17 protein-coding genes are annotated in these 24,084 nt (G+C 67.9%); 4 read left to right on the plus strand and 13 right to left on the minus strand.

Annotation, left to right across the window (positions count from 1 at the left end; genetic code table 11):
• Positions 1-17: 17 nt before the first annotated feature.
• The 4 genes from QM806_RS20785 to QM806_RS20800 form a co-directional block, all read right to left on the minus strand.
• A complete protein-coding gene (locus tag QM806_RS20785; protein ID WP_005565317.1) occupies positions 18-809 on the minus strand; it encodes an IclR family transcriptional regulator in 792 nt (263 codons plus the stop codon).
• A 170-nt stretch (positions 810-979) separates the two neighbouring features.
• Positions 980-1,885: a biphenyl-2,3-diol 1,2-dioxygenase gene (gene bphC / locus QM806_RS20790; protein ID WP_065492253.1), complete on the minus strand. Its 906-nt coding sequence runs from the start codon at positions 1,883-1,885 to the stop codon at positions 980-982.
• 37 nt (positions 1,886-1,922) lie between these two features.
• Positions 1,923-3,104 carry an acyl-CoA dehydrogenase family protein gene (locus tag QM806_RS20795; protein WP_283292677.1) on the minus strand — a complete coding sequence of 394 codons (1,182 nt, stop codon included), beginning with the start codon at positions 3,102-3,104 and terminating at the stop codon, positions 1,923-1,925.
• A gap of 29 nt (positions 3,105-3,133) precedes the next feature.
• A complete protein-coding gene (locus QM806_RS20800) occupies positions 3,134-4,294 on the minus strand; it encodes a 3-ketosteroid-9-alpha-monooxygenase, oxygenase component (protein WP_005258974.1) in 1,161 nt (386 codons plus the stop codon).
• Positions 4,295-4,518: 224 nt separating this feature from the next.
• Between QM806_RS20800 and QM806_RS20805 the strand changes: the two genes are divergently transcribed.
• Positions 4,519-5,025 carry a hypothetical protein gene (locus QM806_RS20805; RefSeq protein WP_054247606.1) on the plus strand — a complete coding sequence of 169 codons (507 nt, stop codon included), beginning with the start codon at positions 4,519-4,521 and terminating at the stop codon, positions 5,023-5,025.
• A gap of 73 nt (positions 5,026-5,098) precedes the next feature.
• On the opposite strand, the gene QM806_RS20810 is transcribed toward QM806_RS20805, so the two are convergent.
• The 3 genes from QM806_RS20810 to QM806_RS20820 form a co-directional block, all read right to left on the minus strand.
• Complete coding sequence (locus QM806_RS20810) at positions 5,099-6,721, minus strand: flavin-containing monooxygenase (RefSeq protein WP_043789044.1); 1,623 nt, start codon at positions 6,719-6,721, stop codon at positions 5,099-5,101.
• A gap of 155 nt (positions 6,722-6,876) precedes the next feature.
• Positions 6,877-7,653 (minus strand): RsiV family protein, encoded by a 777-nt coding sequence (locus tag QM806_RS20815; RefSeq protein ID WP_005258985.1) that lies wholly within the window; start codon positions 7,651-7,653, stop codon positions 6,877-6,879.
• Positions 7,654-7,684: 31 nt separating this feature from the next.
• Positions 7,685-12,214 (minus strand): non-ribosomal peptide synthetase, encoded by a 4,530-nt coding sequence (locus QM806_RS20820; protein ID WP_283292681.1) that lies wholly within the window; start codon positions 12,212-12,214, stop codon positions 7,685-7,687.
• Positions 12,215-12,413: 199 nt separating this feature from the next.
• On the opposite strand from QM806_RS20820, the gene QM806_RS20825 reads away from it, so the two are divergent.
• Entirely contained in the window at positions 12,414-13,397 is a 984-nt protein-coding gene (locus QM806_RS20825; RefSeq protein ID WP_005570385.1) for an LLM class F420-dependent oxidoreductase, read from the plus strand.
• A gap of 109 nt (positions 13,398-13,506) precedes the next feature.
• A complete protein-coding gene (locus QM806_RS20830) occupies positions 13,507-14,511 on the plus strand; it encodes an LLM class flavin-dependent oxidoreductase (RefSeq protein ID WP_007297605.1) in 1,005 nt (334 codons plus the stop codon).
• Positions 14,512-14,545: 34 nt separating this feature from the next.
• Here the strand turns inward: QM806_RS20830 and QM806_RS20835 are convergent, their stop codons facing one another.
• The 6 genes from QM806_RS20835 to QM806_RS20860 all read right to left on the minus strand — a co-directional run bounded on the left by QM806_RS20835 (position 14,546) and on the right by QM806_RS20860 (position 22,914).
• Positions 14,546-15,658, minus strand: coding sequence for an NDMA-dependent alcohol dehydrogenase (locus QM806_RS20835; RefSeq protein ID WP_005258992.1), 1,113 nt, complete (start codon positions 15,656-15,658; stop codon positions 14,546-14,548).
• 25 nt (positions 15,659-15,683) lie between these two features.
• Positions 15,684-17,192, minus strand: coding sequence for an aldehyde dehydrogenase family protein (locus QM806_RS20840; protein WP_005251153.1), 1,509 nt, complete (start codon positions 17,190-17,192; stop codon positions 15,684-15,686).
• 116 nt (positions 17,193-17,308) lie between these two features.
• Positions 17,309-18,964 (minus strand): sigma-54-dependent Fis family transcriptional regulator, encoded by a 1,656-nt coding sequence (locus tag QM806_RS20845; RefSeq protein WP_054247608.1) that lies wholly within the window; start codon positions 18,962-18,964, stop codon positions 17,309-17,311.
• 157 nt (positions 18,965-19,121) lie between these two features.
• Positions 19,122-20,264: a lipase family protein gene (locus tag QM806_RS20850; RefSeq protein WP_005572317.1), complete on the minus strand. Its 1,143-nt coding sequence runs from the start codon at positions 20,262-20,264 to the stop codon at positions 19,122-19,124.
• Positions 20,265-20,356: 92 nt separating this feature from the next.
• Entirely contained in the window at positions 20,357-21,673 is a 1,317-nt protein-coding gene (locus tag QM806_RS20855) for an MFS transporter (protein ID WP_133985171.1), read from the minus strand.
• Positions 21,670-22,914 carry a M20 metallopeptidase family protein gene (locus QM806_RS20860; protein ID WP_133985173.1) on the minus strand — a complete coding sequence of 415 codons (1,245 nt, stop codon included), beginning with the start codon at positions 22,912-22,914 and terminating at the stop codon, positions 21,670-21,672. Before QM806_RS20860 ends, QM806_RS20855 begins: the two co-directional genes overlap by 4 nt.
• Positions 22,915-23,042: 128 nt before the next feature.
• Here QM806_RS20860 and QM806_RS20865 point away from each other — a divergent pair, with 128 nt between their 5' ends.
• Complete coding sequence (locus QM806_RS20865; protein ID WP_005572320.1) at positions 23,043-24,062, plus strand: Lrp/AsnC family transcriptional regulator; 1,020 nt, start codon at positions 23,043-23,045, stop codon at positions 24,060-24,062.
• Positions 24,063-24,084 lie beyond the last annotated feature (22 nt).

Genomic DNA, 24,084 nt, shown 5'->3' on the forward strand with positions numbered 1-24,084 from the left:
TGCTCCTTCGCCCCGCCTCAGGCGGAGTATCGGTCGGCGCGTCCGGCGGCTGGCGTCGCGGTCGACATGTACTTGCGCCAGGTGCCCTTGGCGGACATGCGAATCGGCGCGGTCAGACGGTGATCGAGTTTGATCTGACTGCTGGGACCGCACACGGAGATGGCCGCGACCACGTTGTCCTCGTTGCCCACCGGCACGGCGACGCAGCTGACGCCGACGAGATCCTCTTCCCGGTCGTAGGCCGCTCCGCGTTCGCGGGTCTTCTGCAACTCGGCGCGGAACGCCGCGGGTGAGTCGATGCTGAAACGTGTACTGCGGGGCAGACCCGCTTCGACGACGCGGTCGACCACGGACTCGGGCGAATGGGCCAGCAGCACCTTGCCGACACTCGTACAGTGCGCAGGCTGGCGGCCGCCGACGCGGGACGGCAACCCGACGCCGAACCGTCCGGCGATCTTCTCCAGGTAGACGACGTCGATCCCCTCGAGTACCGCGAGGTGCACGGCGTGCCCGGTGAGCCGGTGGAGTTCGTGCAGGAAGGGTAGGGCGGCCCGGTGCAGACGGTCCTGGTGCACGGCCAGCGACCCGAGTTCGAACAGTCGCATCCCGAGTTCGTAGTCCCGGCCTTCCCTGCGGAGCCACCGCAGCTGGACGAGACGTTCGAGCATCCGGTGCGCGGAGGAGCGCGGAAGCCCCGTGCGGCGCACGATCTGCGCGAGCGTGAGCCTGCCCGGGCCGTCGAACGCGTCGAGGAGAAGGGCGGCGCGATCGAGGCCGGCGGTGGGGGTGGGGCTGAGTGTCGTCGTCATGGGGACCTCCGTAGCGGCGCTGCTCGGTGCGGCGACGCGGTGTGTGACTGGCGACACTTACTATAAATAGGCATATACCTATTTGCAATAGTGCTGGGCGAACGGCCCCGAACAGCCCAAAGGCCCGGCACATGCATCGAGTGGATGCGTGCACCGGGCCCGGACACCCGTCACATGGCCGCCAGCGGCTCGCTTCCGGACCAGTCGTGGCCCCAGTAGCTGTCGGCGGTGATCTCCTCCGCGGAGTAGTACTTCTCGTCCACCTTCATCCCCTCGGTGCCGAACTCGATGTCCCAGCCGCCGGGGGCACGCACGTAGAACGACACCATCTTGTCGTTGGTGTGGCGGCCGAGGGTCGAGGAGACCGAGAACCCGTCCTTGACGACGCGGTCGAGCGCCTGGCCGACGGCGTCGAGCGTGTCGACCTCCACCATGATGTGCACCAGTCCCGGTGCACCGCCGTGCGGTGCCGGGCACAGCGCCAGGCTGTGGTGCCGCTCGTTGACCCCCAGGAAGCGCACCCGCATCGGACCGAACTCCGGCGGCGCCGGGATGCGGAAGGCGCCGCGGGGCAGGAAGCCGAGCACCTCGGTGTAGAAGTCGAACGCGCCGCCGAAATCCATCACCGGCAGCACCACGTGGCCGAGACCCTGCGCCCCCGTGACGAACTTCGCGCCGAACGGGGTCACCACCGGACTGTGGTCGAGGACGGCGCCGTGGAAGATCTCGATCGTCGCACCGGTCGGATCCTGGAACGTGACGACCTCTTCGACGCGGCGGGCGTCGGCCTCTTCCACCGACAGTGGTTTGACGGCGATCCCGGCGCCCTCGACCGCCTCCTGGACGCGGACCAGACCTGCATGGTCGCGGACCTCCCACCCGATGGTGACGACCTCGTCCGTCTCGCCCGGCACGATCACGATGCGGGCCGCGCGCTCGTCCATCCGGAGGTACAGGGCGTTCTCGTCCGGGCCCGTGCCCTGGGCGAATCCGAGCACGTCGAAAGCGAACGTGCGCCACCGCTCCAGGTCGTTGGTCTGGATCTTGACGTAGCCAAGCCCCTTGATGTCTGTCATGTGTTGTCCTTCTGCTGTTTTCGAGGTCCGACGGCGGTCAGATCATCGACTTGAGGTTGTCGGCCGGGTCGAGGCCGAGCGAGCTGAGCGCGGAGGCGTGGTAGACGGTGCTCGGCACGTGGATGGCGTGCGCCAGGCCGGCGTGCGCGTCCCGCCAGTACCGCTGCAGCGGCTTGTCCATGCGCAGCGCGTTGCCGCCGGAGCGGGCGAAGATCTGGTCGACGGCGGTGACCGCACGCCACGCGGCACGCACCTGCGTCCGGCGCCCGGCCGCGCGGTCCTCGAACGTGACCTCCCTGCCCGACTCGACGAGGTCCCAGATCCTGTCGACGTTGGCGAGGAGTTCCTGGCGGGCGGCGTTGATGTCGGCCGCGGCCTCGCCGACCGCGAACAGCACGTAGGGGTCGTCCTTGATCGCGGTGCCCTGCGCGCCGACGCGGTCGCGCTGGTAGTCGAGGTGAGCGGCCAGAGCGCCCTCGGCGATTCCCACCACGGCGGAGGAGATTCCGAGCGGGAACATCGTCGACCACGGCATGTTGTACAGCGTCTCGGTGCGCCCGAACTTCCGCACCGCGGTACCGTTCATGACCTCGTCGGCGTCCATCACCCGGTAGTCGGGGACGAAGGCGTTCCGGACGACGATGTCCTTGGACCCGGTGCCCTTGAGACCGACGACGTTCCACGAGTCCTCGACGATCTCGTAATCGCTGCGCGGCAGGATCATGTGCAGCATCTTCGGCGGCAGGGCCATCGCGCCGTCCTTGTCGCCGAGCATCGCGCCGAGGAAGATCCAGTCGCAGTGATCGGTTCCCGACGAGAACTGCCAGCGACCGCTGAAGAGGTAGCCGCCGTCGACGGGCGTCGCGATCCCGGTCGGGGCGTACGGCGAGGCCATCCAGGTGTCGTTGTCGGCCGCCCACACCTCGTCCTGCACCTTCGGGTCGGCGAACGCCAGCTGCCAGGGGTGCACGCCGACGATGCCGCACACCCAGCCCGTGGCCGGGTCGAGGGACGCCGCGGCCATCACCGTCTCCGCGAACTCGCGCGGATGAGCCTCGTAGCCACCGTACTTGCCGGGCTGGAGCAGCTTGATCGGCCCGGCCTCACGGAGCTTCTTCGCCGTGTCGTCGGGCAGCCGGCCGATCCGCTCGGCCTCGGGCGCCTGATCGCGGAGCTGATCCGCGATCGCCATGATGTTGTCGAGAACCTCGTGGGTCATCTGTCGTGTCCTTCTTTTCCGATCCAGCTTCAGGCGTTGGTGTCGAGCGGGACGACGCCGTTGGCGAGGTTGTCGGCAACCTCCGCCTCCCAGCTCTGCACCGCCCTGGTGGTGTCGATCTCGAATTCGAAGCGCTTGGTCATGTCGTCGGTGATGTCCTCGACGTCCACGTAGAACTGCTGGTACCAGCGACGCAGCTGGTACACCGGCCCGTCCTCCTCCGACAGCAGCGGGTTGTCGATGCGCGACTTGTTCAGCCAGATGTCGACGTCCTGCTTGAATCCGAGTTCCACGCCCTCGGCGAACTGCGCTGCCATGCCGTTCGCCACCTCGTCGGACAGCCCCTCGGGCTTCTTCACCATGGCGCCCCACTGCAGGACGAACGAATTCGCGGTGACCGGGTAGTGGCAGTTGATCAGCACCGTCTCGATCATCATGCCGTTCGCTTCGCTCCACAGCTTGTCGATCATGTAGGAGGGGCCGAAGTACGACGCGTCCGAACGCAGCGTCGAATTGGGGTCGTCGTAGCTGGTGCCCACCGAGATGTCGTGGCGGGGCGTCGACTGCATGTACTGGGTGGCCACGTGCCCTTCGAAGACGTTCTTGAAGTAGCGCGGGAACGAGAAGTGGACGTAGTAGAAGTGCGCCATGTCGACCACGTTGTCGACGATCTCGCGGCAGTGCGAGCCCTCGACGAGCAGCGAATTCCAGGTCCAGTCGGTCCATTCCGGGGAGCCGAATCCCTCGATCTCGGGAATCGTCACGTCGGCGGGCGGCGGGTTGCCCTGCGGGTCGTTCCAGACGTAGAGCTGCCCGTTGCGCTCGATGGTCGTCCAGGCCCGGGTCCGCGCCAGCGGCGGGACACGTCGCGCGTACGGGATTCCCGTGCACTTGCCGTTGCCGCCCCAGCGCCAGTCGTGGAACGGGCACGCGATGGAATCGCCCTTCACGGTGCCGTGCGCCAGGTTGCCACCCATGTGACGGCAGTAGGCGTCGAGCACACTGAGGGTCCCGTCGGACGTCTCGAACACCACCAGCGACGTGCCGAACGCATCGACCTGATGCGGGGCGCCGTCCCTGAAGGTCTTCGCCAGACCCAGGCAATGCCACCCCCGCGCGAAACGCGTTGGTGCCGATCCCACTTCGATCATCCGGACTTCGTCGCCGTCAACGGCACTGTTGCGCGCCATGTCTACCTCCGCCTCGCTGTACGTCAAGAACACCCTCGGGGTGTGGTGTAGCTCATAGTCGGCGCGACGGGTCCGCAGCGGTACCCGACTCTCCCACTCAGCGAGAGGCTTTCGCATCCACCCACTTCGGCGGACGTCGGCGTCCCGATCACAGGGACCACACCCCCGTTCACCGGCCGCGACGACTACCGTGCGGATCACATACCCGTGAATTGGGAGGAACGATGGCCGCACTCATCTCTTCGCAGCCGTGCACAGCGGAGGTTCGCCGGCTCTGCGCCGACGCCGTCCCGAGCGGGGTGGTCGTCGCACCCGAGCCGGGGGCGGCCGTCGAACAGGACTTCCTCCTGCTGCGACCGCACCGGACGTCGGACGACGCCCTGTCCGCGCAGGTCCGGAGGGTGGGCGACCACGACCTGCTCGTCCGCTTCCGCAACCGCGACGAGCAGCTGGTCTTCGAGTTCTGGACGAACAGCTTCACCGGGACCGTCACGCCCGACGACCAGACGGTGGACCTGCTGGAGCGCTACTGCGCCGAGCAGTTCCCCGGTGCGCTCCGCAGGTTCCGCACCCGCATCCGGCGGGCCGTGCCGTCCGGTGCGGACTTCACGTCGTCGCTTCAGCAGACGTACGTCCAGGACGGCACACGCATGGCGGACGTCGCCGTCACGTGCACGCGGGACGGTGACGTGCTCGCGCAGGCGTGGGCCACGTACGCACTCCCCGACTGAACTCGCCCCGTTCTCCCACGAAATGGTCAGCCGCGCAGGCAATTGCCTGCGCGGCTGACCAATGTCCGGGAAACTATCCCACCGGGTCGGCCAGCCTCGTCCGGGATCGGCTGAACTCGAAACCGCGGAACCCCTCCTCCGCGACGTCCGCGCAGATCCGCCCGTACGCGCCGAAGCCCCCGAGGTACGGCATGAACACGCGGGGCTTGCCCGGAATGTTGGCGCCCATGTACCAGGAGTTCGCCAACGGGAACAGGGTCTGCGCTGCGAGCTCACGGCAGTGCTCCACCCACTGCTCGGTGGCGGGGACGGACGCCTCGATCGCGTCGTGGCCCTTCTCCCACAGGTGCTCGATGCAGTCCGCGATCCAGTCGACGTGCTGTTCGGCGCCGAGCACCATGTTCGCCAGCACGGACGGGCTGCCCGGTCCCGTCACGACGAACAGGTTCGGGAACCCCGGAACACCCAGACCGAGATAGGTTTTCGGTCCCTCACTCCAGTACTCGGAAAGCGACACACCGCCGCGCCCGACGATCCGCATGCGGTCGAGGGCGCCGGTCATGGCGTCGAATCCGGTGGCGAACACCAGCGTGTCGAGGGCGTAGTCGGCGTCGGCAGTGGTGATCCCCGACGGGGTGATCGATTCGATCGGCGCCGCCTTCAGATCCACCAGGGTGACGTTCGGCCGGTTGTACGTTTCGAAGTAGTGGGTGTCGGTAACGATCCGCTTGGTCCCGATCGGGTGATCGTTCGGGATCAGCTTGTCCGCGACGGCGGGGTCGTCGACGAGCAGGCGGATCTTCTCCTCGGCGAACTGGCGTGCCGTCGCGTTCGCGGCCTCGGTCTTCGTCTGGTCCGGAAAGGTTTTCGCGAACAGCACCCCGCCGAGCTTCCATCGCGTCTCATAGGCCTCGCGACGTTCCTCGTCGGAGACCTCCAGCGCGGACTTCGGATGCGCGTTGTACGGCGAACCGCCACCGCTCTCCCGGGACAGCCGTCTGCGCTCGTCGTATCCCGCCTTGATCGCGCGCCGCATCTCGTCGTCCCACGTCTGGTTGCCCGCCGGGACGCTGTAGTTGGCGCTGCGCTGGAACACGTACAGGTGCTCGGCCTGCTCGGCGATGAGGGGAATCGACTGAATTCCCGAGGAACCGGTGCCGATGATCCCGACCCGTCTGCCGGTGAAGTCGACACCCTCCTGCGGCCACTGACCGGTGTGATGAGTGTCGCCGGTGAACGATTCGCGGCCCGGGATGTTCGGCGTGTTCGCGGTGGACAGCGCACCGGTCGCGAAGATGCAGTACCGGGCGGACAGGACGTCGCCGCGGTCGGTGCGCACCTCCCACCGGAGCGTCTCCTCGTCCAGTTCCGCGGAGGTCACCCGGGTCCCGAACAGGAAACGGTCACGCAGGTCGAACCGGTCCGCGACGTGATTGATGTATTCCAGGATCTCGGGCTGGGTGGCGTACTTCTCGCTCCAATCCCACTCCTGCTCGAGTTCCCGCGAGAACGAGTACGAGTAGTCGACGCTTTCCACGTCGCACCGGGCGCCGGGATAGCGGTTCCAGAACCACGTTCCGCCGACGCCTCCCGCCGCCTCCACACCCTGGACGGTCAGACCCAGGCTCCGCAACTTGTGGACGGCGTACAGACCCGCGAATCCCGCGCCGACGACAACCGCGTCCACGTCGCCGATCCGATTCGCACGAGCATCAACTTCGGTGCGTGCACTCACGGGCGCGCTCCTCTCCCATTCGACAGACACATTCGGCAGCAAAGGCCTGTCTGGGACGGTAGGTCGCGGCACCGGGGCAGCCACAGGTTCGTTCCCGGTGAGCGGTCGGGCAGCGCCTAACTGGACACGACGGGAGCGAGAGCGGGGTCGATCACGTCGGCCAGGGCGTCCCACGGCACGGTGACGGTGACGAGTCCGATGGCGTGCGGTCCCACCTGATAATCGTTGAAATGGATCTCCATGCCTGCCGGGGTGGCCAGCCAGTTGGCGAAGTTCGCCTCGGTCGGTTCGATGCCGCTGCGCTCGAAATCCGGTCCCGCGACCGTCGCGGGGAGCAGACGCGCGGATTCGTCCGACAGCGCCTGCAGTCCCGCCGGCAGGTCGGGGAAGAGATCGGCGAGCGTGATCGGCGCGGCCGTATCGGCATTCACCACCACCGTCGCGACGATCGGGGTGGGATGCGCACCTGGCGGATCGGCGTTCCACGACGTCACCAGCAGACCGCTGATCACATGCTCGCCGATGTGCGCGACGCTGTGCTCCTGGCTGCTCAACGTGAAGGCGTCGGTGCCCGAGCCGTCGATCTGGTCCTGGAGTGCGGCCCGCATCGATTCGTTGAACTCGGCGGTGACCGCCGGATTTCCACCCTCGATCTGCGGGATGAGGACGTCGTAGCCGACACGGCCGGTGGAACCCGTGACCTGCAACTCCGTCTCCGTGTACGGCAGGCTCGCGGGTGTGGTCGCCTCGGCGCTGGACGTGTCCGCGGCGGACACGGTCGTCGTTGTCGACGGCTCGCTCACTGCGGTGCCGGCTTGGTCGGAGCAGGCGGCCAGTGCGAGGACGACCGCGACGAGCGCCGCTGCCCGACCAGATCTCCGGATGCCGCTCATGAGCTATCTCTACCACGTCGATTCCGCGGGGTCACCTACCGACCGGGTCGACGATGGTGTGCAGCGTGTCGACGAAACCCTGTGCGGTGGATGCGTCGTAGAGGTCGGCGGAATACACCAGTTCGGCATCGATACCGTCGGGCCGCCCGTCGACGTCGTGACGTTCGGTGAAGTGGAAATGCAGATCGCACTTGGCGATGTCGAGTGGACGGGGTGTGACCTCGAAGTCGAGCCCGGACACGTTCAGGGCTGCGGGAGCGAAGTTGTTCAGCGACAGCGCGACTTGGAACAGCGGGTGCAGGGACGGTGACCTCGGCGGATCGAGCACCTGGACGAGTCGCTCGAACTGCACGTCGGCATTTGCCAGAGCGCGAAGCTCCACGCCGCGTGACCGATCGACGATGTCGCACAGCGTCATCGTCGGGTCTACCCGGGTGCGCAGAACGAGCGTGTTGACGAACATTCCCACCACGTCGTCGAGCGCCGGGTCTCCCCGGCCCGCGATCGGAGTTCCGATCGCGATGTCGGGGTCGCCGCTGACGCGGGCGAGCAGGACCGCCACTGCCGACCTGAGCGCCGTGAACAGGCTGGCGTGGTGCTCGTGCGCGGTGGCCAGCAGGCCTCGGTGCGCATGCTCGTCGAGCGAGAACGGAAGTCGTCCCGCTCGATAGGTCCACCGGCGGGGCCTGGGGCGATCGGTGGGCAGCGCGAGCTCCCCCCGAAGTCCCGACAGTTCCTTCGTCCAGTGGGCGATCTGCTGGGAGGCGATGCTGTCCGGGTCGTTCTCGTCGCCGAGCAAGGCCCGACGCCACACCGTGTAGTCGGCGTAGTGCACGACCGGCGGCTCCGACGCGGGCTCGCTGCCGGTCGACCGGGCACGGTAGGAGTCGGCGAGATCTCGTGCCAAGGGTGCGAGCGACCAGCCGTCGGCCGCGATGTGATGGACGACGCAGGCCAGAAGGTGGTCGCCGTCGCCGAGCCGGAACAGCCGGGCGCGCAGAGGAGGCTCACGCCGCACGTCGAATCCCGCGGACAGCAGTTCCGACGTCTGTGCTTCCACGTCCGCGGCGCCGGTCTCCACCGGAGTCAGGTCGGGCAACGCATCGGCCACGTCGAGCACACGCTGGTACGGCCCCGACGGCGAGTCGGGAAACACCGTCCGCAGCGAACGATGCCGGCCCAGCACATCCGCCATCGCCGAGCGCAGCGCGTCGACGTCGAATCCGCCGCGCACTCGTACCGTGAAGGGGATGTTGTGGAGAGCGGGTTGCACGACGGTGCGGTCGATGAAGTACTGCGATGGCGACAGCGGCACCAGGTCCGGCAGTGGTGCGGCGCCCAACGTCGGCCCGCGGGGGTGCCCCGCGTTCTGCGGGTGTGCGCCGGCCTCCGCGATCGTCCGTGCGAGTGCCGCGACCGTCGGTGCGTCGAAGAGTTCGCGCACGCCCAGCGTGGTGCCCAACTCGGCGTTGATCGTCGCGACCACCCGGATGGCCGACAGTGAATCGCCGCTGAGATCGAAGAAGGAATCGTCGGCGCCGACCGAATCCACGCCGAGCACCTGGGCGAATACCCGCGCGACGCGGCGCTCGGCCGGGGTCTCGGGGTCACGATGAAGCACCGAATCCGAGCCGAACTCCGGCAGCGGGAGCGCCGCCCGGTCGAGCTTTCCCGTCGGAGTCAACGGGATCGAGTCCACGAGCATGATCGATTTCGGAACCATGTATTCCGGCAGGAACCGTGCCAGGTGCGCCTTCAACGCTTCGCGATCGATCGACGCGTCCCCGTCGGCCATGATGTAGGACACCAGGTTCGGGTCGCCGGCCGGATTCCGTTGCACCACCGTCGCGGCGAAGGCGACGCCCGGATGCGTGTTCAGCGTGGCGTTGATCTCGCCCAGCTCCACACGGAACCCTCGGATCTTGATCTGGTCGTCCGCTCGGTCCAGGAACTCGAGCGTCCCTGCCGCCGTCCACCGCACCACGTCCCCGGTGCGGAACATCCGGGATCCGCTGCGGCCGAACGGGTCGGCGACGAACCGGGCAGCGGTCAGCCCGTGGCGCCGATGGTAGCCGCGGGCGAGTGCCGGGGTGGCGAGGTACAGCTCACCGACAGCGCCCGGCGGAAGCGGACGTAGACGGTGATCCAGAACCACCGCGTCCACACCGCGCATCAGAGCGCCGATCGTCATCCGCTCGTCCGGTGACACCGGATCCGTGAGAGTGACGCTGCACGTCGTCTCCGTCGGACCGTACGCGTTCCGCATGGTCCGGCCGCCGGCCCACCGCCGCGCCAGCGCCTGAGGACACACCTCCCCTCCGACCAGCACCAACTCCAGTTCGTCCATCGCGCAGGGATCGATGGCGGCCAGGGCGGACGGCGTCATCAGGAGGTGAGTGACGTGTTCGTCGCGCAACAGTCGTGACAGTTCCTCACCGCCGAACACCCCGGGCGGGGTCACGACGAGCGTCGCGCCGCCGACACAGGCCGCGAATACTTCGACGAGAGCGGTGTCGAAGCTCGGTGAGGCGAAATGCAGGACACGAGAACGCGCGGACACCGCGTACTTGTCCCGAATCTCCTGGGCGAGGTTGGCAAGGCCGCGATGGGTGACGACGACGCCCTTCGGCGCTCCCGTCGACCCGGACGTGTAGATCAGATACGCGGGATGGTCCACGAGTAGCGGCCGGGTCCGTTCCGCACCGGGGAGGGTTTCTTCACAGAGGTTTTCGAGGTCGTCGATATCCATGGTCAGCCATGCGACGGTGCCAGGCAGTCGGGCGCGCTCCGTGCGGACGGTCAGCCCGACCGTCGCGCCGCAATCGTCCAGGGTGTACGAGATGCGAGCGCTCGGGTGCGAGGGGTCGATCGGAACGTAGGCCGCGCCGGCCTTCGCGACGGCCCACAACGCCAGCACCGACTCGAGCGACCGCGGGATGGAGACCGCGACGATGCTCTCGGGCCCGATGCCCCGGCCGGTCAGGACGCGGGCGAGCCGGCCGGCGAGCCGGTCCAGGTCGCCGTAGGACAGTTCCCGCCCGCGGTCGCGGATCGCGATCGCCCCCGGGGCGTCCGCGACGGTCCCCGCGAGGATGCGGTCGAGTGTGATCGGGTCGGCATCCGGAAGTCCCTGCGCGGGAGCGAAATCTCCGCGCTCGCCGGCGAGGAAGACGTCGAGGTCGGCGACCGGTCGTTCCGACTCGACCGATGTGGTGAACCTGTCGAGGTAGGCGAGGAAACGCGCGTGATGTCCGGTCAGTTCGGCGTGGTCGTACAGTGCCGGGTTTCCCTCGAAGTCGATGCGGGCGGCACTGCCCTCGGCCCCCGGATAGATGTTGACGGCGAGGTCGGCGACGGGACCGGTGGTGAGCACGCGAACCGTCCCGTTCACGGAGCCGAGCGTGATCTCCTTCGTGAACATCATGACGTTGACCACCGGACCGAAATGCATGAGTTCGACACCGCCCGTGGCGAGGTCCCGGCCGATGTCCTCGCGGCGGTAGCGTTGATGCCGCAGTGCCGCTGTCAACGCCGTCTCGGCGGTTCCGACCGCCTGACTTACGGTGGCAGAGCCGATTCCCTTCAGCCGCAACGGAATCACATTGGACACCGAACCGCCCGAATACCTGAGGCGGGCCGTCGTTCTCGCCGACACCGGCAACGAGAGGACGACGTCGTCGACGCCGGTCATCCTGGCGAGGTAGGCGGCGAAGGCGGCGACCGTCACGGCCGTCGAATTCCGTGAGTTCCCGCTCGGGCTCGTGTGCCCGGTCGCCGTCCGGGCGTCGGTGCCCGGTCGCGCCGTGCGGCCGCTGAGGCTGAGGACCGACGCCAGGTCGCCGCCGGAGTCGCGCCAGTAGTCGCGGTCCCGGGCGAACCGGGTCGAGGCACGGTAGGTCGCGTCCTCCCGCACGAGACGTTCCGGCCCCACGATCCGGCTGTCCGGCGGCTCCCTGCCCTCGATGGCGGCGACATACAGTTCGGCCGTGCGGCTCATCAGCATCATCGCGGCGTACCCGTCCGACACGATGTGGTGAGCGCGGGAGTACCAGTAGTAGTGATCGTCGCCCAGCTGCAGAATGTGCGAGACGAGGAGCGGTCCGTCGTACATGTCGGTGCGAGCGCTCCGGTCGTTCCGCATCCAGCGATGGGCAGCGTCCACGGGATCGTCCTCGCCGCGAAGGTCCGTGGTGAGCACCCGGTCGTCGACGGTCGGGTCCACGACCTGATGCGGCTGCCCGTCGATGTCCAGCAGGCGCACCGCTCCCCAGCCGAATTCGCGATTCGCGCGACGGGTGGCGTCACGCAGAACGGCGAGTTCGGCCGGACCGCGCAGATCGACGTAGTGGGCGATGACGTACGGAATCTCCGGCATGAGCTGTTGCGCGAACCAGATGGATCGCTGCGCCGCGGTCAGCGGGAAGGCGCCCACGGCCGCTCGCGCCGGGCGCCCGAGCGGGCGCTCCACGATGGCGACGTCGGGCCGGACAGGCGCGGGCCTTTCCGGGCAGGCGCACGCCGTGCCGCCGGATTGCTGCTGCGAATCGAAATCGAAATTCATCTTTCCCCCTCAGGCTGCGCTCTGCACTCCATCACCCCACTGCGCAGAGTCGTCGCGGATGTCGGATCGGCGACTGCTATGGCACCAACCGTCAGCCTGCTCGACACGCACCGCCTCCACCAGGCACCCCAGGGTGCGCACCCGCCTACCCTCGAATTCGGGGAGGTGCCGCAGCCGCCATCCGAGTAGCGTCGAACGGGTGACTATTCGCCTTGGATATCAGATGCCGAATTTCAGTTACTCCACCCCCGTCGCGGACCTGTTCCCGACCGTTATCGCGCAGGCCCGTGAGGCCGAATCCGCGGGCTTCGACACCGCATTCGTGATGGACCACTTCTATCAACTGCCGGGCATCGGTGCGCCCGACGAACCGATGCTCGAGGCGTACACCGCCCTCGGCGCCCTCGCCACGGCCACCGACAACATCCAGCTGTCCGCGCTGGTCACCGGCAACACCTACCGGAACCCTCCCATGCTCGCCAAGGCGGTGACCACCCTGGACGTCGCCAGCGGCGGACGGGCCGTCCTCGGAATCGGCGCCGGCTGGTTCGAACTCGAGCACAAGCAGTACGGCTACGAGTTCGGCACGTTCACCGACCGATTCGAACGGCTCGACGAGGCACTGCAGATCATCGCGCCGATGCTGCACGGCGAACGTCCCACGTTCGACGGCAAGTGGTATCACGTCGAGAACGCGATCAACGAGCCACGGATCCGCGACAACCTGCCGATCATGCTCGGAGGTGGCGGTGAGAAGAAGACGTTCGGTCTCGCCGCCCGGTTCGCGGACCACCTGAACATCATCTGCAACGCCCGCGAACTGCCGCGCAAGCTCGAGGCCCTCGATGCCCGGTGCTCGGAGATCGGTCGCGACCGGTCCACGCTGGAGACCAGCTACCTCGCCTTCGTCATCATCGACGAGGACGGCGACCGCGCCCGGCAGCTCCAGCACGACTTCCTGCTCACGCAGGGTGTCGACCTGTCGAAGGCGTCGGACGAGGAACGCGCCGCCGCCACCGACCGGCAGTTCTGCGGCGCCCCCGACGAGGTGGCCGAACAGCTGAAGGCCCGTGTCCTCGACGCGGGAATCGACGGCATCGTCCTCAATCTCGTCGCCAACGGGCACGAACCCGGCATCGTCGAACTCACCGGGCGCACGTTGCGTCCCCTCGTCGACGCCTGACCGTTCCGGCCGCCCGGAATACGCGCACTACCTCTGCGGTTGCACCCAGAGGTAGTGCGCGAGGCTGACCTCTCGCGCCTGTTCTTGGTGACGAAAGGTAACGAATCCCGTGAGCGCTGTTCTGTCGATTCTCGATCTGGCCTACATCCGCGAGGGCGACACGGCGCGGGACAGTTTCGATGCGAGCGTGAAGCTCGCGCAACTCGCGGAGACCCGCGGGTACCGCCGCATCTGGTACGCGGAGCACCACAACATGCCGTCGATCGGCTCATCCGCGACGAGCGTCCTCATCGCGCACGTTGCCGCGCACACCGAGAGCATCCGGCTCGGCGCCGGCGGCATCATGCTGCCCAACCACGCGCCGCTGACGATTGCGGAGCAGTTCGGCACCCTCGAGACACTGCACCCCGGTCGCATCGACCTCGGACTCGGACGCGCCCCGGGCAGTGATCAGAAGACGATGTATGCGCTGCGCCGCGACCCGGCGTCCGCGGACCGCTTCCCGCAGGACGTGCTGGAACTCCAGGCATACCTCCGCGGTGTGTCACGGGTTCCCGGCGTCGACGCGATCCCCGGCAAGGGTACGAACGTTCCCCTCTACATCCTCGGGTCCTCGACGTTCGGCGCACAGCTCGCCGCGAAGCTCGGACTCCCCTACGCCAACGCGTCCCACTTTTCCCCCGACTCGCTCGTCGACGCCGTCACGCTGTACCGGGAGCGGTTCGAGCCGTCCGAGGATCTGTCCGAGCCGTACGTCATCGCCGGCGTCAACGCCATCGCCGCGGACACCACCGAGGACGCGCACCGGCAGTTCGAAGCGTCCCTGCGGCGGCGGGTGGTGCAGATGGTCGGTCGCGGGCAGAAGTTCACCCCCGAGGAGGTCGACCTCATCATGACGTCCCCGGCGGGTCAGCAGGTCGCGCAGATGGTGCGCTACTCGGCCGTCGGCACCCCCACCGAGGTCAAGACGTACCTCGACGAATTCGCCGAGCACGCGCAGGCCGACGAGCTGATCGTCGCCTCCCATGCCGAGAACACCGAGTCCTGGCTGAAGACGTACGACCTGCTCGCCGACGTGTGGCGCGGAGCGCCCGTGCGCCTTTCTGGTAGCTAGCACAACCAGAAAGGCGCACGGGCGGCGAAGCCGCCTACTGCTGGTGGACGATCACGCCACGCAGGTTCTTTCCGTCCCGCAGATCCTGGTAGCCCTCGTTCACCTGCTCGAGCGTGTACTTGGTGGTGATCAGCTCGTCGAGCTTGAGCTGACCCGCGTCGTACAGGCGTAGCAGTCGGACGATGTCGTACTGCGGGTTGGCCGAGCCGAACAGCGAACCCTTGATCGTCTTCTGGTTCAGGGTCAGGTCGGTTCCCGAGATGTGCACGGTGAGCTTGGCAGGGTCGGCGAGGCCGGTGATGACGACGGTGCCGCCCTTGCCGATGACGGCGGTCGCGTTCTGCACCACCTCTTCGTCGACGGTGCCCACCAGGATGAGGGCCTGATCGGCGCCCTGTCCCCAGGTCAGTTCGTTGACCTTCTCTGCCGCGGTCGCGGCGTCCGCGAACGCGTGGGTGGCGCCGAACTTCAGCGCGGCCTCCCGCTTCATGGCCACCGGATCCACCACCACGACGTACTTGGCGCCGGCGCTGACCGCGCCCTGCACGGCGTTGATACCGAGTCCGCCGATGCCGTAGATGACGACGGTGTCACCGGCGCGAACTCCGCCGGCGTACACCGCGGTGCCCCAACCGGACGGCACACCGCAGCCGACGAGGACGGCGGTCTCGAGCGGGAGCCAGTCGTCCACCTTCACCACCGAGTGCTGCGAGATGGTGGCGCGCTCCGCGAACGTGCCGAGCATGCACATGGCACCGAAATCCTGCTTGCCCGAGTGGAACCGGAACGATCCGTCGGGCATCGACCCCTCGAGGATCGTGGCGCCCATGTCACACAGGTTCTGGCGGCCGGTGGCACAGTACCGACACGTGCCGCAGTTCGGGATGAAGCTGCAGACCACGTGGTCGCCGGGCTTCACCTTGGTGACACCGGGGCCGACTTCCTCGATGATGCCGGAACCCTCGTGCCCGCCGACGATGGGGAAACGCGGCGGCAGATCGCCGTCGGTGAGGTGCAGGTCCGAGTGGCACAGGCCTGCCGCGACGTACTTGATGAGCACTTCGCCGGGACCCGGGCCGTCCAGATCGAGTTCGATGATCTCGAACGGCTTGTGCGTCTCGAACAGAACCGCTGCTTTGGTCTTCATGTCTTCTCTCCTCGTTGAGTGACGGTCAGAGTGCGATGTTGACGGCTTTGGTCTGGGTGTAGAGATCGATGGCGGTGGCCCCGAGCTCACGTCCCCACCCGGACTGCTTGTATCCGCCGAACGGCATGGCGGTGTCGAACCCGTTGTACTGGTTGATCCACACCGAACCGGCCTTGAGCTGACGGGCCGTGAGGTGGGCCTTGGACAGGTCCTTGGTCCAGATTCCGGCGGCGAGGCCGTAGATGCTGCTATTCGCCGCCTTTGCGACTCCCTCCTCTGCGTTGAACGGGAGCGCTGCGACGACGGGGCCGAAGATCTCCTCCTCGACGATGCTGAACTCGGGCTTCACGTCCACGAACACCGTCGGCTCGACGTAGAAGCCGGTGTCGCCCCAGCGCTTTCCGCCGGTGAGGGCGCGGGCGCCGTCGGCGAGTCCGGCGGCCAGGTAGCCGGTGACCTTGTCGAACTGTTCCTGCGACACCAGCGGTCCGAGTTGGGTGGTGGGGTCGAGTCCTGGGCCGATCTTGACCTGGCCGGCGGCCTCGGCGACCGCTGCGGTGAAGTCGTCGAAGATGCTGTCCTCGACGAACATCCGGGTGCCGGCGACGCAGCACTGGCCGTGGTTGAACAGCCAGGCGTTGAGCGATCCGGTGACGGCGGCGTCGAAGTCCGCATCCGCGAACACGACGTTGGCGCTCTTGCCGCCGAGTTCGAGCGACACCTTCTTCAGGTTGCCCCTGGCGGCGTCGACGATCTTCTTCCCGACCTCGGTGGAGCCGGTGAACGCGATCTTGTCGACGTCGTCGTGGGCCGACAGTGCCGCGCCCGCGTCTCCGTAGCCGGTGACGATGTTGACGACGCCGGGCGGGAAGCCGGCCTCCTCGAACACCTCGCCGAGCAGGATCGCGGTGAGCGGGGTCTGCTCCGCGGGCTTGAGGATCACCGTGTTGCCTGCGGCGAGCGCGGGGGCCAGCTTGAATGCGGCCATCAGCAACGGGAAGTTCCAGGGAACGATCAGACCGCAGACGCCGACGGGTTCACGCAGCGTGTACGCATGGAACTGGCCACCGGGGACGAACGGCATGCTCACGTTGACCGTGCTGCCCTCGATCTTGGTGGCCCAGCCCGCGAAGTAGCGGAAGATGTCGGCCGACCAGGCGACGTCGACAGCCGCGGCGATGCCCGCCGACTTGCCGTTGTCCAGCGCCTCGAGCTGGCCGAATTCCTCGGCGCGCTCGGAGAGGATGTCGCCGACCCGCCAGATCAGCCGTTCCCGCTCGTTGGGCTTCATGGTCGCCCACGGGCCCTCGTCGAATGCCGTGCGTGCGGCCCGGACCGCGCGGTCGACGTCTTCGGCGCCACCGCGCGCGACGGTGGTCAGCACCTGCCCGGTGGCCGGGTCGATCGTCTCGAACGTCTCGCCGCTCGCCGATTCCACCCACTGCCCTCCGACGAGGAATCGCTTGGTGCCGGACAGAAAGTTCCGTACCGACGGCAAGAGTTCCGCTTGGCTGGGTTCGATCGTCGCTGTCATCAAAACCTCCGAAGTTGTGAATGTGACGTGGCTCATAGTGCACTGGTTGCCATATCACTAACTGTCCTGACTTCGGACACCTCCGGACGGTCGCGGATCGGTGGATGAAACTGCAGCTAGACGGTGATATCGAGGGCTCGGATCCGGACGTAGAGCGTGCTGCGGCTGATGCCGAGCGCGGCCGCGGCGTGCACCTTGTTGCCGCCACATTCCTGCAGTGCGTCGACGATGGCCTGGCGTTCGGCGCGCTCGCGGCCGGCCAGCCGGGACACCCGCGTCGGCGTCCGATACTGGTCGGGCAGATCCGCGACAGCGATGTTCGCGCTGCTGCGTCTGCCCGCGGCGGCCTGCAGCACGACGGACAGTTCCGCGATGTTGCCCGGCCAGTCGCGGGCGATCAGAGCGTCGAGCGCGCTCGCCGTGAGCCGGAGACCGGGACGGACCGAATCGAGGATCCCCTGCGCTATGTCCGCGAATTCGCGGCTGCGTTGCCGCAGCGGCGGAAGCACCACCTGTCCGGGACAGCGGCCCACCAGACCCGCCACGCCCGGCGGCAGGTCACCCAGAGGAGAACTCGTCATCACGATGCGTGGCCCCGCGTCGGCCGCCAGCATCTTCACGACCAGCGGCAGCATCGACTCGGGCAACAGTTGCACTTCCTCGATCACCAGGACCGCGGAGGGTCCCGCCGCCAGCGAGAGAAGTCGGTCGATCCAGGCCTCGGCGCCGTCGAGAGCGATGGCGGTGGCGTCCATACATACGAGCGACCGGTCGCCGGCCAGGTCGCGGACCGCCGTCGTCCTGCCGGTTCCCGGTTCGCCGCTGATCACCACCGGATCCCGGGTCCCGCGCAGCCGCGACAACTCCGACCTGCTGCGTTCGACGACGGAACTCGACGGGGACTTGCCGCGCCGGATGGGGTTGCTGGTCCGGCGGTCCGGCCGGACGACGAACACGGCCCCGCCGTCCGTGCCTGCCACGCGGTCGGCGCGGACCAACGCCGGTTCGCCCGAGGACAGTTGGATGCGCACCGTCTTCGACTGCTCCGGACGCAGGTCCGCGGCAAGCCCCCGCAGCGTCGCGTGATCGGACACCTGGAGCAGGTCGAGCGCCACCCGATTGCTGAGCAGGATGTCCTCGCCGATCGCGGTGACCGCCATCTGATTCTGCGGCGAGACCCGCTGAAACGCGTCCACGAGCCGCTGCTGAGACACCCTGGACCCTTCGAGCAGCCGTCGTTCGATGTCCCCCGCCGCGCGGGCCAGGAACGGGGCGAACAGCGGGTTGGCACGCGACGCGACGCCCGTCATGTCGAGGATGCCCTCGACGCGGCGCGTCACCGGATGCACGATCGGGTGTCCGTAACAGCTGAGGTCCTTGAACCGCTCGAGGTAATGCTCCTCGCCGTGGATCACGACTCCACGCCGGACCTCCATCGGAGTCCCCAGCGCGGTGGTCCCGACGCAGTCCTCGCCGAACCTCGACCCCAGCACCGCCCCGGCGCCGTCGATCAGACGCTCGAGTCGGGGGCCGTCGAAGAGCCGGGCGACGATGCGGCAGTCGCGGTCGGCGAGCAGGACACAGAATCCGGTGCCCTGGATCTGCTGTTCCATCTCGTCGAGGACGGGCCGGGCCGCCTGCAACAGCCGGCTGGACTCGTCCAGGTCGGAGCAGGAGTCACCGGTCGGCGTCGAACTCGGTTCCAGGCCGCTGAGCGCCGAACGCTTCCAGGACAACGCGATCTCCGGCCGCATCGCCGCGTGCCCGGTCATGCCGCCAAACTCCAACCTCGACTCCTTGCCGCGCGCGGGTCAGGTCGTGCACCGGTGCACGACTCACACCCGAACGTACCCACCCAGTGTGACCCACGCCATAGTGCCTGCGGGCGCGGCGAGCAACTGTCCGGAATCTGGACAGTGCCGCGTTAACTCAGTCGAACAGCCCCCGCACGAACGGGATGGTGTCGGCCTGCGAATCGACGAGCGTGCCGCTGTGGTCGGTGGGATAGGTCTTGAACGTGACCGGCTCACCGTTGGCGGTCAGCGCCGCGACCAGCGAGAACGCCGAGGGCGCGGGCACGTCGATGTCGGTGAGCCCCTGCCCGATGAACAGGGGACGGTCGTACCCGCTCGTCGGGACGCCCATGTAGTCCACGAGCAGTCCGTGGAAGTTCGGGATCTGGTTCAGCGGCTTGCCGAACAGGTCGCCGACCACCACACCCTCCGCGGCGTCGTGGAGGTCGTTGACGCACAGCTGCTCCGCGGCGTTCACGTAGTGGGCGCCGAGCGGGGTGAGATACGAGTCGAGGTCGATCTCGGGGTGCGCCGACCGCAGTCCCGCGAGGATGTAGAACAGGTACGACGTGAGGCCGGCGGGGATCGCCGTGGGCGGCACTCCCGGGCCGAGCGGCAGCAGTGTCAGCTCGATGTTCGCGGGCACACCCGTTCCCACGGCCCCGCGGAAGTCGAGCGTCTCGCCGCCGTACTCGGTGGCGTAGCGGGCGGTGGTGATCGCGGCGCCGCCGCCCTGCGACTGGCCGACCACGACCCACTTGTTCGACAGGGACTCGTCGACGGCGCGGGCGGCCTTCACCGAGTCGACGACGCTGTGCGCCTCGACCTTTCCGTCGAGGTACGGCATCACACCGGGTGTGCCGAGGCCGACGTAGTCGGTGGAGACGACGGCGTATCCCTGGTCGAGCCAGCGTCCGAGGTACGGGTAGTCCCGCTCGGGGAGCGCGGGCCCGACGAGCGAGGGCGCACAGTCGTCCGCGAGACCGGACGTGCCGTGCGCCCACGCGACCACCGGCCATCCCCCGTCGGGCGCCTCCCCCGGCGGCACGTACAGGGCGCCGCTGCTGAGTGCGGGGCTCCCGTCGGACCCGATCGACCAGTAGGTGATTCGCTGCGCGTCGGCGGCGCCGGGGATCCAGAGGTCGACGGGCAGAGGCTCGACCTCCACGACGCTCCCCGGCGCGCGTTCGGCCTCGTCCGCGAACGCGGCCGGGGAGGCGAGGCAGGTGCCGCCCACCGTCAGCGATGCGATCGCGACGCTTGCCGCGGCTCGCGCCATCCGTACCGAGTGTGTCTTCACCGCTTCAAGATAGAGCGTCCCCGCACGTGAGTGGCAAAGCGTGCAGGAGCACGCTTTGCCACTCACGTGCGCTACGTCTGGGACGCGAGATCCCGTCCCCGGGTCTCGGGGATCGTAAACAGTGCGGCGATCGAGACCGCGACCAGCGCGAGCGCATACCACTCGAAGAGGTCCGGCGTACCGCGGTCGGCGAAGAACGTCTGGACATACGCGGCGGTCCCGCCGAACGCCGCCACACCGATCGAATACGGCACCCCGACACCGGCAGCGCGCAACCCGGTCGGGAACAGTTCGGCCATCATCGCCGGCATGACGGACAGGATCGCGCCCATCACGAACAGGGCGATCGCCATCGCGAAGAACAGCGTGACCGCGCTGTGCCCGATCATGGCGTTGAGCGGGAACAGCAGGGCAGCGATACCGACGTTGCCGATGTACAGCACCGGCTTGCGTCCGATCCGGTCCGACAACGCACCCCAGAACGGCAGGGACGCAATCAGTACGAGGTTCGCGCCGACCCCCGCCCACAGTGCGCCGGACGGATCGATGCCCCGGACGGTGATCGCGTAGGCCGGCGCCGACACGGCCCACACGTAGTAGACGACGGTGCCGCCGACGGTGAAGAACAGGATCTGGAACACCTGCCGCCGGTGCGCCAGGAACAGCTGCCACATCGACTGCTTCGCCGTCTCGTCACCCGACTCCTCGTAGACTTCGGTCTCCTTCATCCGGGACCGCATCCACAACACGAACAGCCCGAGCACGCCGCCCAGCAGGAACGGCACCCGCCAACCCCAGTCGGCCATCTGCTCCGAACTCAGCGTCGTCGTGAGCAGTGCGCCGAGAAGCGTGCCGACGACGACTCCGGTGGTGTTGGAGATGTAGATGAGACTCGACCACAGTCCGCGCCGGGCCGTCGGCGCGAATTCGACGATGTAGGTCTGCGCGGACGGCAACTCGCCGCCGTGCGCGACACCCTGCGCGAGACGCGCCACGACGAGGACCACCGCCGCCGCGACGCCGATCGTCTGATGGGTCGGCGTCAGACCGATGACGAGACTGCCGACGGCCGCCAGTCCGACGGCGAGCGTCATCGACAGTTTGCGTCCCCGCCGATCCGACAGCCAGCCGAAAAGCAGACCGCCGAACGGCCTGGCGACGAATCCGACGGCGAAGACTCCGAACGACGCGAGCAGGTCGGAGACCGCGGAGCCGGTGTGGAAGAACTGAGGGGCGAAGAACGCGGCGAACGTCGCGTAGACGGTCCAGTCGAAGTACTCGATCCCGTTGCCCGTGCCCACGCCGACGATCGCGCGCACCTTCTCCCAGCGCTCGGATCTCTGCTGGACGGTGTTCACGGTCCCGCTCTCGGTGGCGATCTCGGTCATCGTGCGTCGCTCCCCGCCGCCACAGCAGCATTGTCGGATCGGGCCTTGTCCAGCCGTCGAACGGCCAGTCCGGCGTAGATGGTGGCGGCGTCGGCGAGCACCGCGTCGTCGAATTGCGCTCGGGGCGAATGGTTCATGGGAGCGGCCGCGGGATCGGCACCGGGCATGCACGCGCCCAGTCCGATGAACGCACCGGGCACTTCCTGCAGGACGTAGGAGAAGTCCTCGGACCCTGCCATCGGATGGGTGACCGTCTCGTATCGGTCCTCTCCCATGAGGTCGCTGACCACTTCGGCACCGAACGCGACCTCGTCCACGTCATTGATTGTCATCGGGAACTCGGGGGCCACGGCGACGTCGACCTCGACGCGTTGCGCGGACGCCACCCCCTCCAGCACCCGGCGCAGCGCCGCCGGGACCTTCTCGTACGTGGTGGGCGAATAGCACCGCACCGTCGCCTCGAACCGCGCATCGTCGGGAATGATGTTGTGCCGCGACCCGGCCTGCACGTTCGCGACCGTCACCACGACGGGGTCGAACACGTCGAACGTCCGGGTGACCATCGTCTGCAGCGACGTGATCATCTCGGCCATCGCGGTGATCGGATCCCGGGCAGTCGACGGGGACGATCCGTGGCCGCCCGCCCCGCGCACCGTGACGGTCAGCTTGTACGACGCCGCGAGCAGCGTGCCCGCCTTGGAGAAGAACCGCCCCTGCGGCTTCTGGCAGGAGAAGACGTGCATGCCGTAGGCGGTGTCGGCGCGGCGCCCGGCGGCGTCGAGCACACCCTCGTCCACCATGACCTTGGCGCCGTCCCACCCCTCCTCGCCGGGCTGGAACATCAGGACGACGTCACCCGCCAAGTGGTCGCGATGACGGCTGAGCAGGTGCGCCGCGCCGACCAGCGCAGCGGTGTGCAGATCATGTCCGCATCCGTGCATGGCGCCGTTCTGCGCAGCGAAGTCGAGTCCTGTCTGTTCGGTGACCGGGAGTCCGTCCATGTCGGCGCGCAGCAGCACCGTCTGCGCGGCGTCGATCGAGCGCCTGCCGCCGCGGAGCACCGCGGTCACCGACGTCGTGTTCGTTCCCGTCGAGATCTCGAGCGGAAGGCCGTCCAACGCCTCGAGGACACGTTCCTGCGTGCGCGGCAGGTCCAGTCCGACCTCCGGTTCGCGGTGCAGTACGCGACGCAATTGCACGAGGTCACCCTGGAGGGCGCGGGCGTCGTCCACGAGATTCATTGCTCTCCCTTATGTCGGTGGTCACTTTCTCGACCGAATGCGTCGGTGGTCATATGCTGTGATCCGCGCAGCGACGGACTGTCGAGATCGTCGAAAACGATCATCTGTGCCGATTCAGGGAAGGTTTTATGAGCGAATTGCTGACTGAATCGGAGCTTTCGCTCATTCATGCACTGCAGATCCGTCCACGCGCGACGTGGTCCGAGCTCGCCCCGATCCTGCGGACGACGTCCGCGACGCTGGCAAGGCGGTGGGAGTCGATCACCGAGCGCGGACTGGCCTGGATCACCGCGTACCCCGCGCCGATGACGGGCGCCGGTGCATTCACCGCCATGATCGAGGTGACGTGCGATCTCAGCGGCACGAAGGCGCTGGTCGAGGCCCTCACTCGCGACCCACGGGTGGCGTCCATCGAGCATGCCGCGCGCGGGCGGGACCTCATTCTGACCGTGCAGACGGGGTCCCTGCACGAGTTGTCGGACCTGGTGCTCGAGGAACTGCCCGGCCATCCGAGCGTCAATTCGACCCGCACCCACACGTGCACCGCACTCCACGCGGAGGGCAGTCGCTGGCGCCTCGATTCCCTGGACACGGCACAGTCCGCCGCGATCGCCGCGCTGGAAAGCACCCCTCCGCAGTCCGGATCGGCTCGGCCGGAAAGCCTGACGGACGAGGTCGCCCGCGCGCTCGTCCGCGAACTCACCCGGAACGGCCGGGCGTCCGCGCGCGAGATCGCCTCGGTCATCGACCGGCCGGCATCATCGGTTCGCAGGCAGCTCGCGGGGTTGCTGCGCTCCCGTGCGGTGGTGCTGCGCTGCGACGTGGCCCAGGACGCGACGCGGTGGCCCATCACCGTCACGTGGTGGTGCCGCCTGCCCGTGCGCGCACACCGGGAAGTCGTGGAGATCGTCAACACCCGGCCCGAACTGAGGTTGTGCATGTCGCTCACCGGACCCGCGAACTTCCTCGTCAGCATGTGGGTGCCCTCGCTGCCCGACCTGTTGCGGGTTCAGGAGTGGCTGGAGAGCCGAGCCCCCAGCCTCGAGATCATCGACTCGTCGGTCACGCTCCGGTCCCGGAAGCGGATGGGGTGGGAACTCGACACCCACGGCCGCGCGACCGGTTATGTCACCGCGCACGGCGGCTGACCGCTACGGTCGAATGGGCATC

The sequence above is a fragment of the Rhodococcus sp. IEGM 1351 genome (assembly GCF_030056875.1).
Lineage (GTDB): Bacteria > Actinomycetota > Actinomycetes > Mycobacteriales > Mycobacteriaceae > Rhodococcus_F > Rhodococcus_F opacus.